Genomic DNA, 17,521 nt, shown 5'->3' on the forward strand with positions numbered 1-17,521 from the left:
CTCACTTAGTCTCCGATTTCCAATAGGCCTTATGCATACTAAACGCTTTACATCTTTCCGGTGACATTTTTTTATAATTTTTACCGAGTTTATAACCGATTATCTTCATGGCATTATTAATGCCTGCAGGTATTACATAAAGTGGATTATTTTTGAGTAAAAACATTAATTCTGATTTGAGAAATTTCTTTCCCTCACCGCCTGCACCGCCATAGATTTGACCAATCCATGGTTCGCATGAGTGAAATACGCCAATATCAAAATAACGTTTAAATTCGGCAGATGGTGTGTAATTGTGCGAATGCTTGACAACTATCTCTGGGCAGTAGCCTATTGAGAAACCATTTTGAATAGACCGCGCCGCAAAATACATATCTTCACAAAGAATAGTATTCTCGGGAAAACCACCAAGAGTAGTAAAAATTTGTGAACTGTACACTGAGAAGGAGTTGGATAAGAATACAGCCTTTAAGCCCATGCTCTGATGATTTTCAGGTGTTGCTGTATAAGCCGTTTTTTTGTAATTATAAAAGCGTGCATGCTGCGCTATACAATTCGCATCATCATGCGGAATTTGCTTGCCATAAATAGCTGCAAGACTTGCATTTTCTGAAAATTTAGCCGTTATTATATCAGCAACATCCTCAGGGGATTGCAAAATAGCATCCTGAGTTAAAAACACAATTAAATCCGCGCCAAAATTTTCTATACAATAGCGAGCTGCAATGTTTCTGGTGCCACCATGATTGAATTCTGAACGTTTAACATTCAGGATCACAAAACCATATTTTTCAGAGGTATTTCTTGTTGCGTCTGTCGATTCTGAATCAATCGTTACAACTGATACTGTTTTATCTTTCAGAACCGAAAGTTGAGCTGCAGCTTCTTCCCAAATTTTGCCACCGTTGCATGTAGGAACTACTACGCAGATATTTTTATGCATAAAGCTTACTCTTCTTTAAAAGCATTATTTTATAAACATACAAGAATGTCACAGCTAAAACCTGGCCCCCAGCAACGCCATATACACCATAGTAATATGCACCAACTGGCATAATAATCACACCCACAATGGCAGCTAAAACTGAGGACGTTATTATTTTCTTATCTTCGTTATGTGCATACAACTCGTAGTGTGGTAGTAATGCATAACTGTATATATACTACTGAGCATAAGAAGGGCCAACAAAGGGATATATTCAAGGTACTCTGATTTATTCATCCACAGAAGGAGCAAATATACTCCAACAGGTAACAGTACGACGAGTATCAGGCTGAGTATTGACACTGATTTTACAAATTTTCTTTTGTAATAAACCAATCCATTTAAATCATTGTTTTTAACGGAACTAACAATCTTAGGATAAATTTGCATTACAACAACAGCATCAACAAACGCGAGCAATGCACTGGCAAAGCTTGAATAAAATGAGTATATCCCTACTGCAGAAAGGTTAGCAAAATAACTAAGCGAATACCGATCAACAAGATAGATCGAACGTAATGCAAGCGTCCCTATAAGCAACGGTATAGCAACTTTTATTCCTTGTAACATCCAGCTGAAATCAATTTTTTGAGAACTAGCAGAGATCTGATGCAACCGTTTTAACTGAGGGATTACAAGTAATATTGATAGACTGGACCCAACAAGCCATAGGCCCAAGATCGTTGTTACTTCTCGTAAACCATCGCTGAAAAACATAATTACTACTGCTGCATATACCCAAACGCCCGAGCGAATGAACAAAGAGATATTTGCTAAGAATGCTTTATCGAGTACGACAAGCAGACGCATTGATTCTTGAGCCAAATGCTCGGCAACAAGAATCAAATAAAACCAAAGAATAAATTGCTTTGGGAGAAAACCAAAATAAAAAGACTGTATATTAAAGGAAAACCAATAAAATAAAATAATAAATAAAATACAAACTGGTTCTTAACAATGCCAAACCATAAGGATTTATCTACAGATAGGATTTCTCGTGAAGAAAATGTATAAAAATCCATACCCACAAAAAATAGCGCATAAGTGATTGATGCGGCAAATAAAGAATAAGCACCAAGCTCCTCAGTAGAGAGGAACTTGGCAATGAAAATAACCAGAACGAAGCGACTTGCCAGCGTAGCGCCACGAATGAGTAAATTATATATTTTCACAATTGGGCTTTATTTTTTTAAAACTGAGCAAGTGACTTCAAGGAAAGTTTTGCCCATGATTTCATCGGGCTCAAGGTGGCAACCCTCTGCCCATTCATTCCAGGCATTAATGAAAACAAACTGTTTTTCCGGATCATATGTAGAAGTCGATTTGATCGCGTATTCGAGCCATTTGCGATAGTCTTCAGGATCATTATTTTGAATAACAGTCGGCGTTTTTCTCCGTGCTGTGTTATCCCAGGAAGGAAATACAGCTGGATATTTAACGTATCCAGTAGGGCCAATCCTTCGCTGTTTTCTCTGCAACGAGCTGCTTGTAATCAATACGATTAACTGCCGAAACGCTTCCCTTCAGTGCTTGATAGATCGATTCAGGAAGTATTTTTCGCGCAGTATCGACGACAAATTGAGAAGATGACTTTTATCCTGAGGGAAATCATTACGATTAGGCTGAAAATCCATAATAGCATCGAAACCGAGCGAGAGAATTTCTTCATCGCGAAGCTCAACAAAACCATTTTTAACAGCAACTAAATGAAGCTCTGCCACACCATTATCGGCGGCATATTTCCTGATAAGCTCGATGTATTTTTTCGGCTCAGGAATATTATCTACGCGGTAAATTAAGAAAACAGGCTTGCCATCAACTTTGATATGGCGACGATCAAGAAAATAAGGTGCAAGATATTTCATATGCGATTCAGCATCAGAATCGGTATAATCCTGCTTAATCAAAACCTCTCTTTCCATACCGTCCCAGGCACGAGTCCAGTTCTCGTTAGCCCAGCATAAGCAAAACGGCATGTCAGGAGTACCTGTGCTTAGCATTTCTTCTACAGGTTGCTCCAACAGCAGTTCACCATTGAACCAATAATGGTAATAGCAAAAGCCGTGGATGCCATACTCTCGTGCCATTTCAGCTTGTTTATTTCTTGTCTCTGCAAGACGTAAATCGTAGTAACCCAGATCGGCAGGAAGCTGTGGTTGATTATGGCCTGCAAAACGAGGCTTCGCTTTGACCACATTACGCCACTCAGTAAACCCTTCTCCCCACCATTCATTATTCCGTTTTACTGGATGGAATTGCGGTAAATACATTGCAATAAGCTTACTCATATCTAAAACGAATCCTTGAGATAAAAAATAATGCTATAATATAAATGGCAAATTTACTATCAATAATGTTGTAAAAATTACCCATAGCCAAGGCATGCGTTTCTATTAGAATAACTTTAAAACTTACAAACATCGCGATGTAGTTTTTATTTCTAATAGAATTAGTAACAAGAATCGCTGTCAATGCCAATAGCAAACCCGCAAAAACACACAGTAAATAGGAATTAAAAAATCCTATTGTTGCGAGCCCTATTGCCGGGAACCCCATCGTGAATGTTACACCCCTATCACAATAGGAACTTACTAAACTCCAAGGAGCGATCTCACGCATTAAAAAATACAAACCGCCATAATTTTCACATGATAATCCTTCTTCCAAAAGATATTGAAACTTAGGTGATAACTCGCCAGAGAAATAATAATGATCGATTCCCCACCATACCTCGCCTTGAAGTGAAAATATTCTTGCAAGTATATAACCTAATACATCACTGCCAACGTTATGAATATATTTATATTGATAGTAAACTATTGAAAATACAATAATTAAAAGAGATAACATTAAGATTAATACACCAAAGGTAACTAATCTTCGCCCTTTGTTATGTATAATGTAATAAGAAATCATGTATCCTATTAAGTAATACATCAGTGGAAGATAAATGCCTGTGAATTTTTCACCATATAATAAATTCACTATTATTACCATTAGCATAATAATCACTAATGTTTTTTTATTTTGACTATTTATAAAAGAACAACCAACTAGGAACCCTATCAAATAAGTCTGATAAAGCACTCCTCGCAGAACTGGAAAGGGATGCTGCGCCCAATATTCAAAACGTTGCTCCGACATTGATAATGGCGTCCCCCACTTCAAGAGACCGAATACTAATATAGATATAATCAAAGTGGAAAGAATAACAATAAAGTTTTTTTCAAATCCTTTAATGGAAAAATTAATATAATACTGCTGAAACCTATATCTTTCAATCACATAACTCGAAACCATAATAGCAACGATAAACATCGTCAATACCAAAAAAACCAACCTATTTACTGCACCAGTTGAATATGAATATATTGAAAGTTCTGAAATATATGTGCCAGTGTCTATATAAAAATTAGAGACAATAGCAGTTAGATGTGGAAAAGACAATGGCAAGAAAATAAAAAATAAAAGTTGCTTTTCTCTATATACAAGTAAAAAAAAGAAATATAGCAAATAACAGAGAGAAAATTCGCAATATAATAGCTTTCCAACCCCATAAAACTATATAAACATAGAGTTAATGAAAGAATATATATACTGAACACCTTCAGAGAAAAACTTAATTTCACCATTTAATCCAACGTATATTTTTTTAAACGGAAATAGTCAATGTAATCTTGTAAATAGTTTTCATGTTGCTTATGCTCATTAATTGGCTCGTACTTTAAAAGATTATTTAAATTTCCTTTTTCGATCCCCTCAACATCGATAGAATATGCATAGCCATAATTCTGGAAATCATCACATTCAAATTTATCATCTAAAATTTGGATAGACAACTTCCCTGCGATTGTTGCCTCATATAGGGCAGTTGAAGTAAGAGAAATGAAGCAATCAAAATCATTTAGAACTTCGTCCATTGACCCAATATAGATATTTTCAATTTCCCCTATATATGGAGCGTCTAATTCCCATGGATGTGGTTTGAAATAAATGATATCCCCATCCATTTTTTTATTGATTAAACGAACTATTTCTAAATATCGTTCCTGGTAATCTGTTCCATATTTAAACCACGGTTGCCCTAAAAAACATATTCGTCTTGATTCTTCAGGGATTTTCCTATAAGTTATTGCTTTATAAAAACCTACGACATCAATTTTTACTTTTTTATTAATTTTATCTGTTAAAATTCTTTTTTGGTGTTCATCATAGCAAAGAATTCTATCACTTTTCCATCCATGTATAAAGTTAGCAGGTGTTCGACTTTGAAATAGACCATCCTGAATAAGAAGAATTTTTACATTCAAATCTTTCATTACATTGATAATAGCCCTTTGCATTGGCATAGAATCATTATCAATAATAAAAACGGTTTCTTCTGTAATATATCCACTAATTTCCTTTAACATTTTCTGATGCACTATATGAAGCGTTTCAGGAGCAAGGAGATTAGAAAACCCTTTACTTAGCACCTCCCAATACTTCATGTTAGAAATCAATGGGATCTTATTTTTTACACAATAATTTATTTGTTTTGGCCCACCAATAACACAAACTGAACCTTTAGGCAGATTCAATATAATGTCAGAATATTTATTGGAAAAAAATATATATTGTACTTTGTTATTAGGCCGGAGATACGTAAACAAAGGCGTAAGCAGACACCTTATAAATAATTAGAATATCTCGCATTATTATTATATTGCTGCATAATTGCTGTTAGAAATTTATCATCTTTGTCATTTCTAATTTTTATATAATCATAGATCTCTTCAAACATTTACCATTTCCATTTTAAGTGGATTACCTCTGGTGATATCACACAATGCCTTCCGCCCAAGGACTAGATCAAGATATTTAGGTGCAATACCAAAACCTGGTCGAATACTTTTAATATTTTCCTCGGTAAAAACTTCACCAGCTTTAATATCTTTAACTACATAAAGTGATCGTCTGAATTTTACATTTCCTTTTTCACTCTCTTTACGTGCATAATTTACGCTACCCAATGCCTTCCAAGCCGTTTTGGCGTCACGGCATAATGCAATCAACTCAGCAGGTTCAAGTGAAAAACTATCATCTGGTCCACCTCCATTGCGGTCTAATGTAACGTGTTTTTCGATTACATTAGCCCCAAGCACAACTGAAGCAACCGCTGTGGTGTTATCGATTGTATGGTCAGATAACCCTGTAATCACACCAAATCTTTCTGCCATATCAGGAATAGTCGCAAGATTGTATTCTTCTGCGGGTGCTGGATAGCCGCTTACACAATGAAGCACGACTAATTCCTTACAACCACCGTCACGTGCTGCATTAATAGCCTCCTGAATCTCCTGCTCGTCAGCCATACCCGTTGAAATAATCATCGGCTTGCCTGTTTTTGCAACATATTTTATGAGTGGCAGATCGATAGCTTCAAATGAAGCGATTTTATAGGCAGGGGCTCCGAGTTCCTCCAGAAGATCTACAGCCGTATAATCGAAAGGACTACTGAAAATAGTGATTCCGAGTTCTTTAGCTTTATCAAATAGAAGCTTATGCCATTCCCAAGGCATTTGTGCCCCTTTATATAAATTAAAAAGTGTTTGCCCATCCCATAGGCCCGCCATGAATCTGAAAATCTTCAGTATCACAATCAATGGTGATGGTGTCTGCACGGTATGTTTGTAATTTTATGGCATCTGCACCTGCACCTTTCGCTTCTTCCATAATTTTAAAAGCGCGATTAATGTCACCATTATGGTTCGCCGAAAGCTCAGCAATAATATAAGGAGGATGATCTTTGCCAATTCTACGACCATCAATTGTAATAAATTCGTTCATTATTTTTTCTCGCTAATATATTCACTGGGAGTTAACTTCAAAAATCCAACACGCTCAAACAATTGATGCGATGCATTATTCTCTGGCAAAACTGTTGCTAGTATCGCTAAATCAGCGTGCAACATTAAAGCACGCTTGATAGCCGCACTCGCAATGCCCATACCATGACACGCAGAAGTGAGGAAAATTGATATTTCATAATTTGCACATGCATGCTGCACGGGATCTAATCGAACGACGCCGCATGAGTCACCGTGTTCAATGATGTAAAAGAAAGAATCATCGGCGTCTAGTTTTTTCTGCATCCATTTAACATGGCTATCATATGCAGGAACATCGGGGTTGCGTGCAAATTGCCGCGTTCCAGGTTCACATTGAAGTTGATATACAAAGTCAACATCGTCGACTGTAGCACGGCGAAGAGTCACGTTGGCGCCATCTTTTGCAGGCATTAATATCATTTCCTGAATAACCCTGAAAATCCCCTGACCGTCACAAATATCCATAGCAAGAAGTCTCTGCTCATGATAATGCGCAATCACATAATTTAGCGCGGAGCTAATATCAGTTAGCATAAAATGTTCAGCATTGAGAACTATTACGCCCGCTTGTGCCAGATTTTTTGCAATAGTACTTTGATTATCCGCAATAGCTACATTCACGGCAGGAAGCCCCATAACACAGCGCTCCCATGTCGTCCCCCCCATCGCGCCTATAGCAAAGTCGTGTTCTGACATAATTTCTGCCATATTGGATACATTAATCAGAACGTAAACATTGTATTTCGATTTTTCGGCAAGGGTAATTATTTCAGCACGGTGAGGACACGTTGTACCCAAAATAACAGTAATTTTTTCTATGTTCTCAAAAGATACCTGCTCAAGCAGGCCCAGCATTTTGCCAGCAACGTTATGGGCATCAACTCCACCCATTGTTAACATGAGTTTTTTCGGTATAGCAATGCTGGCTTTGCGCGCAATTGATTGATTTCTTAAGCGCGGAAACAGAGGGTCAAGCAAAGCATAATTCGCACCCGCAAGAATCTTGCCATTATTCTGATTTAATGAGGCATATTCTTCAGCACGACGCAGATAGGTTTGATCAATTAATAAATCACTACGGTGTGGACGATTACAGAGATCGTCGATAATCACGAGATGGGCGTCAGGGAAACGTGTTTTTACGATTACTTCCCACTCACTGTCGAGTGAATAATGATCAACGACAATAATGTCGGGTTCAATACACGTCTCAGCCACTAAAGAAATAAACTGTTCCGCATCATCTGCCTGGCTACCATTTAGCCATGATTTTTCATCGCGTATATAACCGTCTGTTTTTTCAGAAACGGAAATAACTTTTACCGGAAAGCCGTCGTGAATTATTTTTTCTACTATATTCCCGCGATGGTCTTTAGATATAAAAAAGCACTGGGCACCCGCTTTTTTTAAAGCCTTCGCCAGATTTAGACATCTGATGATATGGCCAGAGCCGATCGAAAGAGATGAATCAGCCCTTAGAAACACGTTCATTTTTAAACTCCATGGCTTTAAACAACCACTCTGCAACGCGCCAGTCTTCAGGCGTATCAATGTCCTGGACACGCTCACGCGGAAGTTCGATTGAATAGGAGTCTGCGCTAAAAATCGGCTTTTCATTAAGCCAGGCAAACGATGTTCCCCAGTAAAACTGTCCTGCATCGTGCCAGGACTCTTCAAGATCCTGTGAACGAACATGGAACATATCAGGTGAAAACATGCTTATACGTTGTTCATCACTGACTTTAAGTGCCCGCTGTATCGGGTAGGGGAATCTCGAAACGGTGAAGGCGTAATCACCTTGCTGCTCACGGAGCGTCTTTAAACCACTAACAATATCCTCCGCGCGGATAAAAGGCGCAGTGGCATAAATACAGCAGACAAAATCTAACGCGCAACCGTTGCTAATAAGCCAGTCGGTTGCATGACGAATCACAGGGATTGTCCCGGCAAAGTCATTCGACAGCTCTTCAGGACGCATAAACGGTACTTCAGCACCGTATTGCCGTGCGACTTCTGCTATCTCTTCATCATCGGTTGATACAATGATTCGGTCAAAGACGCCGCTCTTTTGAGCGGCATCAATGGACCAGGCAATCATTGGTTTCCCACAAAATTCTTTTATGTTTTTACGCGGAATACGCTTGCTGCCACCGCGCGCAGGAATGATTGCCACATTCATTTAAAAGAACTCCCGGATGCACTGAATTACGTAATCCTGCTCTTCATCTGTCAGAGTGGAGTACATAGGAATGCTAATCGCACGAGAGTAATAGTCCTCCGCGGCCGGGTAGTCCCCCACTTTATGGCCTAACTGCTCATAATAAGGCTGAGTATGAACAGGGATATAGTGAACGTTAACCCCGATACCTTTATCGCGCAGATAATCAAACAGCGGCTTACGCTGAGCAGGATCATTTACCGTCAATGGATAAAGATGCAATCCACTGTATCCACTGTCGGACTGCAGCGGTATAGCAACCGGGACACCGTCAAACGCCGTGTGATAACGTTTTGCAAGCTCATGGCGACGGGCCACAAAACCGTCAATACGCTTCAGTTGGCTAACGCCCAGTGCAGCCTGCAGCTCGGTCATGCGATAGTTCAGCCCAAGATCAACCTGTTGGTAGTACCAACCACCTTCAGATGCTTTGGTCATTTTTTCGCTGTCACGAGTAATGCCATGGCTGCGGAAAAGCTGCATGCTTTCTGCCAGCGCATCATTGTTCGTCAGCGCCATACCGCCTTCCGCCGTGGTGATAATCTTCACCGGGTGGAAGCTCAGAATGGTAATGTCGGCAAAGCGTGAGTTACCAATTTTGGCACCCTGATAGCTGCCGCCGATCGCATGAGATGCATCTTCAATAATGGCGAAACCATACTCTTTAGAAAGACGATGGATTGCTTCCATCTCACATGACTGGCCAGCAAATGCAACGGGTACAACCACTTTAGGCAATTTGCCTTCTGCTTTCGCCGCAATGAGTTTGCTTTCCAGCGCATTGACGCTCATGTTGTACGTCTGCGGATCGATATCAACAAAGCTTACATTGGCATCACAATAGAGCGCACAGTTTGCCGAAGCCACAAAGGTATTAGGCGAAGTCCAAAGCCAGTCGCCTTTTTTCAACCCCAGCGCTAAGCATGCAATATGAAGTGCAGACGTTGCGCTATTAACCGCAACAGCGTTTTTAACGCCAACATAGTCAGCAATGGCCTGCTCGAACTGTGGAACACATGGCCCCTGAGTCAAGAAATCAGACTTCAGTACGTCCACCACTGCACTGATATCTTCTTCTGAGATATCCTGCCGTCCGTAGGGGATAAATTTCATTAGATATTGCCTACTTTTTCACGGTTATCATCAATCCATTGACGCAGTTCTTCAATGCTCATCCACTCGGTATTGCTGTCGCTTTCGTAAACGAACCCTTCTGGTACACGTTTACCATCTTTAATACGTTCAGGAGAATCGCACCAGTTATGGATTGCAGGAAGGATTTTGAAGTGTTCAGGGTATTCATAGGTGTAATGCGCATCTTCAGCACTGATCATTTGTTCATGCAGTTTTTCACCCGGACGAATACCGATCACTTTCTGAGTTGCGTCAGGAGCAACAGCCGTTGCAACATCAGTTACTTTCATTGATGGGATTTTCTTAACATAGATCTCGCCGCCTTCCATGTCATTGAAGGCGTGCCAAACCAGTTCCACACCCTGTTCCAGGGTAATCATGAAACGGGTCATGCGGTCATCGGTAATTGGCAGTTCGCCCTTGTCTTTGATAGACAGGAAGAATGGAATTACGGAACCACGGGATCCCATAACGTTCCCGTATCGCACAACGGCGAAGCGAGTCTTGGTTGCACCGGAGTAGGAATTACCTGCCACAAACAATTTATCGGATGCCAGTTTAGTTGCACCATACAGGTTTGCTGGGCTACTTGCTTTGTCAGTAGACAGTGCTACGACACGCTCGATACCTTTATCAATACATGCATCAATAACGTTCATCGCACCGTTGATGTTGGTTTTCACACACTCAAACGGGTTATATTCTGCGGTAGGAACGATTTTTGTTGCTGCTGCATGCACCACGAAATCAACCCCATCTAACGCGCGGTACAAACGATCTTTATCGCGCACATCACCGATGAAAAAACGGATGCGACTTTCATCTTTGAAATGCTTTGCCATTTCCCACTGTTTCATTTCATCACGCGAATAAATGATAATTTTTTTAGGATTATATTTTTCAAGCGTCATGCGAACGAATTTATTACCAAAAGAACCTGTACCACCAGTAACAAGAATTACTTTGTCATTAAACATGATATTTACTCTATTCAAATTTGTTAGACGAATTGCCAACAATAAGATTATGCAAAAAATTCCACATCATTCCACAGTGGTTGTACTTGATCTTTAGAAGAGAGAATAACTCCCTCTTCGTCTGGCCAATCAATGCCTACTGTAGGATCATTCCATTTGATACCACGATCAAACTCAGGTGCGTAGTAGTTCGTTGTCTTATATAAAAATTCAGCACTTTCACTTAGAACAAGGAAACCATGAGCAAACCCTTCAGGGATCCACAACTGACGCTTATTTTGTTCAGATAGGTGGACGCCTACCCATTTTCCGAATGTTGAAGAACTCTTACGGATATCTACTGCAACATCAAACACTTCACCAGTAACACATCGAACCAATTTTCCCTGGGAATAAGGAGCTAGCTGATAATGCAAACCGCGTAAAACGCCTTTTGACGATTTTGAATGATTATCTTGCACGAACTGAACTTTACGCCCGACAGCGGATTCGAAGAGCTGTTGATTGAAACTTTCCATGAAAAAACCACGGTCATCACCAAAAATTTTTGGTTCGAAAATCAACACATCCGGAATTCCAGTATTAATTACATTCACTGTTAATATCCTTTAATGATCTTAAGCAGATATTGACCATAGGCGTTTTTAGCTAGTGGTTCTGCTAATTTTTTAACCTGTTCAGCTGTAATGAAACCTTTGCGATATGCAATTTCCTCCGGGCAAGCAACTTTAAGTCCCTGACGTTCTTCGATTGTCGCAATAAAATTACTGGCTTCAATAAGGCTCTGGTGTGTACCGGTATCCAGCCAGGCATAACCGCGTCCCATCATGGCAACTGACAGACGTCCCTGCTCCAGGTAAATACGGTTGATATCCGTAATTTCCAGCTCACCGCGCGCAGAAGGTTTAAGATTTTTTGCCATTTCTACAACATCATTATCATAGAAATAGAGACCCGTAACGGCATAGCTGCTCTTAGGCTCCAGCGGCTTTTCTTCCAGGCTGATGGCCGTACCGTTTTTATCAAACTCCACAACGCCATAGCGTTCAGGGTCGTTAACGTGATAGGCAAATACCGTTGCACCATCATCTTTATTCAACGCAGCTTCAAGCTGTTTTGGCAGGTCATGACCATAGAAAATGTTATCGCCCAGCACCAACGCGCAGCTATCGTCACCAATGAACTCTTCGCCAATAATAAAGGCCTGCGCCAGGCCGTCCGGGCTTGGCTGCACTTTATATTGAAGGTTTACCCCCCACTGGCTGCCGTCACCGAGCAGTTGTTCAAAACGTGGCGTGTCCTGCGGGGTACTGATGATGAGGATGTCTTTAATCCCCGCCAACATCAGCGTTGACAGCGGATAGTAAATCATCGGTTTGTCATAAATTGGCAGCAGTTGCTTGCTCACAGCCATAGTAACCGGATAGAGACGAGTGCCGGATCCACCAGCAAGAATAATACCTTTACGCGTAGCCATTGTAATTTCTCTATAAATACAAATTGCCCGAATCCGGGCAATTATTTAATGATTAGATTGATTCAGCTGAAAAAAGCTCTGCGAGCATTCGTTTAACGCCCACATCCCATGCCGGTAATACAAGGCCAAAGTTATGCTGGAATTTCTCTGTATTTAAACGCGAATTCTGCGGACGACGCGCAGGCGTAGGATACGCGGTGGTTGGAACGGCATTGAGTTTTTCAATTTCCAGTTCAATCCCCGCCTTTCTGGCTTCATTGAATACTAACGCGGCATAGTCATACCAGGTGGTCGTGTCCGATGCTACCAGATGATAAAGACCAGCCACTTCCGGTTTAACCATCGCCACACGGATTGCATGTGCGGTACAGTCAGCCAGTAACTCAGCGCCTGTTGGCGCACCAACCTGATCGTTGATCACGGAAAGTTCTTTACGCGTTTTCGCCAGGCGAAGCATTGTTTTTGCAAAGTTATTACCCTTGCCGGCATAAACCCAACTTGTACGGAAAATCAGGTGCTTAGCGCAATGTGCCTGAAGCGCTTTTTCGCCGTCGAGCTTGGTCTGACCATATACATTGAGCGGTGCGGTCGCATCCATTTCACGCCATGGCGTTTCGCCATCGCCTGGAAAAACGTAATCAGTAGAATAGTGAATCACCCAGGCACCAATTTTCGCCGCTTCCTTTGCGATTGCCTCGACGCTGGTTGCGTTAAGCAACTGCGCGAACGCCTGCTCGGATTCAGCTTTATCCACTGCAGTATGCGCCGCTGCGTTGACGATGACGTCAGGTCTGATGGTGCGGACGGTTTCAGCGATCCCTTCTGGATTGCTAAAATCTCCACAGTATTCTTTGGAATGCACGTCAAGTGCAATCACGTTCCCTAACGGTGCGAGCGCGCGCTGGAGTTCCCAACCCACCTGCCCTGTCTTGCCGAACAGAAGAATGTTCATTATTGACGTTCTCCGTAATTCTGTTCGATCCAGGTCTTATAAGCACCGCTTTTAACGTTGTTAACCCAGTCCTGGTTGCTCAGATACCATTCAACGGTCTTACGGATACCGCTTTCGAAGGTCTCTTCAGGCTTCCATCCCAGCTCAACGCCAATTTTATGCGCATCAATCGCGTAGCGGCGGTCATGCCCGGGGCGGTCAGCGACGTAGGTGATCTGATCGCGATAGGAGCCCTCTTTCGGCACGATTTCATCCAGCAGATCGCAAATGGTGTGCACAACGTCCAGATTTTGCTTTTCGTTATGCCCACCGATGTTGTAAGTCTCGCCCGGTTTCCCCTGGGTTACAACGGTGTAAAGCGCGCGCGCATGATCTTCAACGTACAGCCAGTCGCGGATCTGGTCGCCTTTGCCGTAAATAGGCAGCACTTTACCGTCCAGGGCATTCAAAATGACCAGCGGGATCAGCTTCTCAGGGAAGTGATACGGGCCATAGTTATTGGAGCAGTTGGTCACAATCGTTGGGAAACCGTAGGTACGCAGCCATGCGCGAACCAGGTGATCGCTGGACGCTTTAGACGCTGAATACGGGCTGCTTGGCGCATAGGCTGTGGTTTCTGTAAACAGCGGCAGCTCATCAGAGGCAGAGTGTTCATCAGGATGAGGTAAATCACCGTACACTTCATCCGTAGAGATGTGGTGGAAGCGAAACGCCGCTTTGGCCGCGTCATCCAGCGTCGACCAGTAAGCCCGTGCGGCTTCCAGAAGCACATAGGTACCGACAATATTAGTCTCAATAAACGCAGCGGGGCCGGTAATAGAGCGGTCAACGTGGCTTTCTGCCGCAAGGTGCATCACCGCATCCGGTTTATGCTCGGCGAAAATGCGATCCATTGCCGCTTTATCGCAAATATCCGCATGTTCAAAGACATAACGATCGCTATCATTAACGTCGGTCAGTGACTCCAGGTTACCGGCATACGTCAGTTTATCCACATTGACGACTGCATCCTGGGTATTTTTAATAATATGTCGCACCACTGCTGAGCCGATAAAACCGGCACCGCCCGTAACAAGAATCTTCACGTTAGCTATTCCATCTAATGGGTATATCGAGATATTGATGCTCTGGAAGCCGATTAATAATAACGGCTTCAGAAATTTTGCACGCTACCGCCCCTGGCTTAACAGCTACCAGTGCACTGAGCGAATGTTGAATAAAGGATTTTGAGGTCTGATTACAGACAAAAAACTGCCGTTAATTGTCGTCCTAAACGACCTCAGAAACAAGCACAAATCGTTACAAATCTGACCAGATTTAAATCAGATAAATCCATATTATCATTAGAATTAATAACAAAAAAAGGCAGCTACCATTTTGGTTATGTTTCAACATACCCAAATGATGACTGCCGCTTGTGCAAATCAAGAAAGAAAAAATCAGTCGTTAGCCAGCAACTTCTCAATGCGGCTTCTGAACTTCGCTCCTTCCTTCAGGTTACGCAGGCCGTAGTTCACAAACGCCTGCATATACCCCATTTTCTTACCGCAGTCGTAGCTGTCGCCGGTCATCAGCATGGCATCTACGGACTGTTTTTTCGCCAGCTCAGCGATCGCATCGGTCAACTGGATACGGTCCCAGGCGCCTGGCTCCGTTTTTTCCAGCTCGGCCCAGATATCCGCGTTCAGAACATAGCGGCCAACGGCCATCAGGTCGGAGTCCAGCGTTTGAGGCTGATCCGGTTTTTCGATGAACTCAACAATGCGGCTCACCTGCCCTTCCGTCTCCAGCGCTTCTTTCGTCTGAATAACAGAGTACTCAGAGAGATCGCCATCCATGCGTTTCGCCAGCACCTGGCTGCGCCCCGTCTCGTTGAAACGCGCCACCATTGCCGCCAGGTTGTAACGCAGCGGGTCAGCAGATGCGGTATCAATGATGATATCCGGCAGGACGACGATGAACGGGTTATCACCCACGACCGGACGCGCGCACAGAATCGAGTGGCCCAGACCCAGCGGCTGCGCCTGGCGCACGTTCATGATAGTTACGCCAGGCGGGCAGATAGATTGAACTTCTGCTAACAGCTGACGCTTAACGCGCTGCTCAAGCAACGCTTCGAGTTCGTAAGAGGTGTCGAAGTGGTTTTCAACCGCATTCTTCGAGGAGTGCGTGACCAGAACGATTTCTTTGATCCCTGCAGCAACAATCTCGTCGACGATGTACTGAATCATCGGCTTGTCGACGATCGGCAGCATCTCTTTAGGAATTGCCTTGGTGGCTGGCAGCATATGCATGCCCAGACCCGCTACCGGAATGACTGCTTTCAAATTAATCATTATATCTTCCACCTTAAAATGGTTGACGAATTATAGCTTTTAAACCTGTTTTCGCCAGTACGTTTTGCTGTAATTCTGGATTCATGTTACGCCCAGGCACCACAAATTACAGTAGTTGTAATCTGAATAGATCACATTATCCAACCAGGAATCGTCGCAAAAATTACCCGCGGGTGATTATCTACTCGGCAGCGCAAAATTCAGCCGTTCCGTATTCACAACATGCTGGTCAACCCGGTCAATATCCACCGAGCTTTGCCCCTTTTCATTGACGGCCTTAATGTTTGCCAGCGACAGCAGCGTTTCGTCTTTGGCCATAAACTTGCCCCGCACGTCCTTACGCAAATCAAATTTGATTTTCAGCGCCGGTCCCACGGCCGCTTCCTGCATCACGTTGATGTTACGCAAGAAAAGATGCTGAGGCTTGTTGTGCAGCTCAAGCGTTGCGCGCTGCATGTCAACGTTGGTGATGGCGACAAAAGAGGTCGCGTTGCCGGATGAAATTTGTATTCCGCGCAGCTTATAGGCAAGTTGCCGATTATCCAGGCGAATATCGTTGAGCTTAAAATTCTGCGGTATCGACAGGTAGTTGCCTTTAATTACGCCGTAACCGATTAACATTCCAGCACTATTGACCATGTCGACATTATCAATAACGAAATTATCACAGCCGTAAATCGCTACCGTGGCGTTATCTATTCCCGCTTTTTTGCTGAAGTCGGGGGTAATGTTTTTAGCCTTAATATTGCGAATAACAAAGTGCTTACCGTTTTCGACATGGACTAACTGACGACAGTTGCTGCCCGTTATATTGGCCACCACGAAGTTCTTCACGGTCTGCTTTTCAGGGTAGTCATTGTCGTAGGTACTGCCCGCAAGCCCGATGCCAATCCCCCAGTTGATTTTGCCGTTGGTGCAGTTGATGTTGTCGATCACATGGTCAGAGATCAGAATGTTACGGTCGTTGATCGCCACGTTCCACTCAATCGCGTCACCCTGCAGGTGGCTAAATCGACTGTTGGTAATGCGCGCACCGTCCACCTGATTATGGAAGCCCTGTCGCAAAATGGCGTAGTTGGCCTGGCTCACGTTGATATTGTCGATGAGGAGGTTGCGCATCACCCTCGGCTTTTTGCCGCCGATGTAGATCTGCGTGACGGGGCCAAAGCCGCTCATCGCCAGACCTTTGATGACGCAATCGGAGCCGCGGACATCCAGCGTGATATTGTGCGTGCGCCCTTCTCCCTCACCGATGACTTTACTGCTTTCCTGAAGCACAAAGCGCCCGCGCCCGTTGCCTTTGAGCCCACCCCGTATCAGGAGCGTTTTACCGTCGGGGATAAAAATCCCGGTATTGATGTTATCGCAGACGAGATCGGCGGGTACCACAACGGTGTCGGACTCGGAGAACGCCTGCTTAAAGGCGGCGATCCAGTCGCTGTTGTTGTACTGTTCCACAGAGACCGTCCTCCCGGTGGCTGCCCGCGCGGCGCGCGGCGACAGCAGCGGCATTGCCGCCAGGACGGATAAGGAAGAGACAAAATGGCGTCGGGTAATCTTTTTCAGCATACA

At 43.1% G+C, this 17,521-nt stretch carries 17 protein-coding genes and 1 pseudogene; all 18 read right to left on the reverse strand.

Going from position 1 to position 17,521, the window contains the following annotated elements:
• Nucleotide 1: 1 nt before the first annotated feature.
• The 18 genes and pseudogenes from EXW94_RS07230 to wcaM all read right to left on the reverse strand — a co-directional run bounded on the left by EXW94_RS07230 (nucleotide 2) and on the right by wcaM (nucleotide 17,518).
• Nucleotides 2-943, reverse strand: a complete 942-nt coding sequence (locus EXW94_RS07230) for a glycosyltransferase family 2 protein (protein ID WP_174339793.1) — start codon at nucleotides 941-943, stop codon at nucleotides 2-4.
• A 153-nt stretch (nucleotides 944-1,096) separates the two neighbouring features.
• On the reverse strand, nucleotides 1,097-1,795 hold the full coding sequence (locus EXW94_RS07235) for a hypothetical protein (RefSeq protein ID WP_174339794.1): 699 nt from the start codon (nucleotides 1,793-1,795) through the stop codon (nucleotides 1,097-1,099).
• A gap of 32 nt (nucleotides 1,796-1,827) precedes the next feature.
• Nucleotides 1,828-2,157, reverse strand: a complete 330-nt coding sequence (locus EXW94_RS07240) for a hypothetical protein (protein WP_174339795.1) — start codon at nucleotides 2,155-2,157, stop codon at nucleotides 1,828-1,830.
• Nucleotides 2,158-2,166: 9 nt separating this feature from the next.
• A pseudogene (locus tag EXW94_RS07245) lies at nucleotides 2,167-3,273 on the reverse strand (glycoside hydrolase family 99-like domain-containing protein).
• Nucleotides 3,266-4,303, reverse strand: coding sequence for a DUF6418 domain-containing protein (locus EXW94_RS07250; protein WP_174339796.1), 1,038 nt, complete (start codon nucleotides 4,301-4,303; stop codon nucleotides 3,266-3,268). The pseudogene EXW94_RS07245 and the gene EXW94_RS07250 overlap by 8 nt, the downstream one beginning before the upstream one ends.
• A gap of 314 nt (nucleotides 4,304-4,617) precedes the next feature.
• Nucleotides 4,618-5,565 (reverse strand): hypothetical protein, encoded by a 948-nt coding sequence (locus EXW94_RS07255; protein WP_174339797.1) that lies wholly within the window; start codon nucleotides 5,563-5,565, stop codon nucleotides 4,618-4,620.
• Between the two features lie 195 nt (nucleotides 5,566-5,760).
• A complete protein-coding gene (gene pseI, locus EXW94_RS07260; protein WP_254797808.1) occupies nucleotides 5,761-6,600 on the reverse strand; it encodes a pseudaminic acid synthase in 840 nt (279 codons plus the stop codon).
• The gene (locus tag EXW94_RS28185; protein WP_254797809.1) at nucleotides 6,566-6,814 is read right to left on the reverse strand and encodes an N-acetylneuraminate synthase family protein; all 249 of its coding nucleotides are present in this window, start codon (nucleotides 6,812-6,814) and stop codon (nucleotides 6,566-6,568) included. The genes pseI and EXW94_RS28185 overlap by 35 nt, the downstream gene beginning before the upstream one ends.
• Nucleotides 6,814-8,346, reverse strand: coding sequence for a UDP-2,4-diacetamido-2,4,6-trideoxy-beta-L-altropyranose hydrolase (gene pseG, locus EXW94_RS07265; protein ID WP_174339798.1), 1,533 nt, complete (start codon nucleotides 8,344-8,346; stop codon nucleotides 6,814-6,816). Before pseG ends, EXW94_RS28185 begins: the two co-directional genes overlap by 1 nt.
• On the reverse strand, nucleotides 8,324-9,034 hold the full coding sequence (gene pseF / locus EXW94_RS07270) for a pseudaminic acid cytidylyltransferase (RefSeq protein ID WP_174339799.1): 711 nt from the start codon (nucleotides 9,032-9,034) through the stop codon (nucleotides 8,324-8,326). Before pseF ends, pseG begins: the two co-directional genes overlap by 23 nt.
• Nucleotides 9,035-10,186: a UDP-4-amino-4,6-dideoxy-N-acetyl-beta-L-altrosamine transaminase gene (gene pseC / locus EXW94_RS07275; protein ID WP_174339800.1), complete on the reverse strand. Its 1,152-nt coding sequence runs from the start codon at nucleotides 10,184-10,186 to the stop codon at nucleotides 9,035-9,037.
• Nucleotides 10,186-11,184 (reverse strand): UDP-N-acetylglucosamine 4,6-dehydratase (inverting), encoded by a 999-nt coding sequence (pseB, locus tag EXW94_RS07280; RefSeq protein WP_174339801.1) that lies wholly within the window; start codon nucleotides 11,182-11,184, stop codon nucleotides 10,186-10,188. Before pseB ends, pseC begins: the two co-directional genes overlap by 1 nt.
• 47 nt (nucleotides 11,185-11,231) lie before the next feature.
• Nucleotides 11,232-11,780, reverse strand: coding sequence for a dTDP-4-dehydrorhamnose 3,5-epimerase (gene rfbC, locus EXW94_RS07285; RefSeq protein WP_174339802.1), 549 nt, complete (start codon nucleotides 11,778-11,780; stop codon nucleotides 11,232-11,234).
• Nucleotides 11,781-11,782: 2 nt separating this feature from the next.
• Entirely contained in the window at nucleotides 11,783-12,661 is an 879-nt protein-coding gene (gene rfbA / locus EXW94_RS07290) for a glucose-1-phosphate thymidylyltransferase RfbA (RefSeq protein ID WP_174339803.1), read from the reverse strand.
• A gap of 52 nt (nucleotides 12,662-12,713) precedes the next feature.
• Nucleotides 12,714-13,613, reverse strand: coding sequence for a dTDP-4-dehydrorhamnose reductase (gene rfbD / locus EXW94_RS07295; protein WP_174339804.1), 900 nt, complete (start codon nucleotides 13,611-13,613; stop codon nucleotides 12,714-12,716).
• A complete protein-coding gene (rfbB, locus tag EXW94_RS07300) occupies nucleotides 13,613-14,698 on the reverse strand; it encodes a dTDP-glucose 4,6-dehydratase (RefSeq protein WP_174339805.1) in 1,086 nt (361 codons plus the stop codon). Before rfbB ends, rfbD begins: the two co-directional genes overlap by 1 nt.
• 354 nt (nucleotides 14,699-15,052) lie before the next feature.
• On the reverse strand, nucleotides 15,053-15,949 hold the full coding sequence (galF, locus tag EXW94_RS07305) for a GalU regulator GalF (protein WP_010431970.1): 897 nt from the start codon (nucleotides 15,947-15,949) through the stop codon (nucleotides 15,053-15,055).
• Nucleotides 15,950-16,126: 177 nt separating this feature from the next.
• A complete protein-coding gene (gene wcaM, locus EXW94_RS07310) occupies nucleotides 16,127-17,518 on the reverse strand; it encodes a colanic acid biosynthesis protein WcaM (protein WP_174339806.1) in 1,392 nt (463 codons plus the stop codon).
• Nucleotides 17,519-17,521 lie beyond the last annotated feature (3 nt).

It is taken from the genome of Enterobacter sp. JMULE2, assembly GCF_013337145.1.
Taxonomy (GTDB): Bacteria; Pseudomonadota; Gammaproteobacteria; order Enterobacterales; family Enterobacteriaceae; genus Enterobacter; species Enterobacter mori.

Coding starts and splice junctions, on each gene's coding strand:
- pseI (WP_254797808.1), bottom strand. CDS start 6,600: ATGGCGGGCCTATGGGATGGGCAAACACTTTTTAATTTATATAAAGGG.
- galF (WP_010431970.1), bottom strand. CDS start 15,949: ATGATTAATTTGAAAGCAGTCATTCCGGTAGCGGGTCTGGGCATGCAT.
- wcaM (WP_174339806.1), bottom strand. CDS start 17,518: ATGCTGAAAAAGATTACCCGACGCCATTTTGTCTCTTCCTTATCCGTC.
- pseG (WP_174339798.1), bottom strand. CDS start 8,346: ATGAACGTGTTTCTAAGGGCTGATTCATCTCTTTCGATCGGCTCTGGC.
- pseF (WP_174339799.1), bottom strand. CDS start 9,034: ATGAATGTGGCAATCATTCCTGCGCGCGGTGGCAGCAAGCGTATTCCG.
- EXW94_RS28185 (WP_254797809.1), bottom strand. CDS start 6,814: ATGAACGAATTTATTACAATTGATGGTCGTAGAATTGGCAAAGATCAT.
- rfbD (WP_174339804.1), bottom strand. CDS start 13,613: ATGAACATTCTTCTGTTCGGCAAGACAGGGCAGGTGGGTTGGGAACTC.
- EXW94_RS07230 (WP_174339793.1), bottom strand. CDS start 943: ATGCATAAAAATATCTGCGTAGTAGTTCCTACATGCAACGGTGGCAAA.
- pseB (WP_174339801.1), bottom strand. CDS start 11,184: ATGTTTAATGACAAAGTAATTCTTGTTACTGGTGGTACAGGTTCTTTT.
- EXW94_RS07250 (WP_174339796.1), bottom strand. CDS start 4,303: ATGTTTATCGTTGCTATTATGGTTTCGAGTTATGTGATTGAAAGATAT.
- pseC (WP_174339800.1), bottom strand. CDS start 10,186: ATGAAATTTATCCCCTACGGACGGCAGGATATCTCAGAAGAAGATATC.
- rfbA (WP_174339803.1), bottom strand. CDS start 12,661: ATGGCTACGCGTAAAGGTATTATTCTTGCTGGTGGATCCGGCACTCGT.
- EXW94_RS07235 (WP_174339794.1), bottom strand. CDS start 1,795: ATGCGTCTGCTTGTCGTACTCGATAAAGCATTCTTAGCAAATATCTCT.